Raw genomic sequence first — 442 nt, 5'->3', positions numbered from 1 at the left:
CGTATGTTCTTGATCAGCTGGTAGCGGAGATAGTCCGCGAGGACCTGAAAGTGATGGCACGAAATGGTCCGTCGGTCGGTGTTACCAAGGGTTTGGCCTATGCCTGAGGTGATCTAAGCCTCGCCTGAAAACGGGTCTATGTCGCGGGCCACCGCGGCATGGTGGGCTCTGCAATTGTGCGGCGCCTCGCATCCGAGGGCTGCGAGATTTTGACCGCCACCCGCGCCGAAGTCGATCTCAGGCGGGAGGACGAGGTGGAGGCCTGGATGAGGAAGAATCGTCCCGACGCCGTCTTCCTGGCTGCAGCGCGAGTCGGCGGTATGCTTGTGAACGCCACCTCTCCGGCCGACTTCCTTTACGACAACTTGATCCTGCAAGCGAACGTCATCCAACGCAGCCCATAAGGCGGACGTCGAAAAGCTGATGTTTCTGGGCTCGTCCT

The 442-nt window shown here is 60.0% G+C and carries 1 protein-coding gene; it reads left to right on the top strand.

The window, feature by feature from the left end; all coding sequences use genetic code 11:
- Positions 1–158: 158 nt before the first annotated feature.
- A complete protein-coding gene (locus tag FMM79_RS01385; RefSeq protein WP_240338907.1) occupies positions 159–404 on the top strand; it encodes an NAD-dependent epimerase/dehydratase family protein in 246 nt (81 codons plus the stop codon).
- The last annotated feature ends 38 nt before the right edge of the window (positions 405–442 follow it).

Source organism: Novosphingobium sp. BW1 (genome assembly GCF_008107685.1).
GTDB lineage: Bacteria > Pseudomonadota > Alphaproteobacteria > Sphingomonadales > Sphingomonadaceae > Novosphingobium.
Note: the sequence above shows the minus strand (reverse complement) of the source record. Positions and strands in the feature narration are given on the sequence as shown.

What these genes read in the sequence shown, in the direction of transcription:
- FMM79_RS01385 (WP_240338907.1), top strand. Translation starts at nt 159, where the DNA reads ATGGTGGGCTCTGCAATTGTGCGGCGCCTCGCATCCGAGGGCTGCGAG.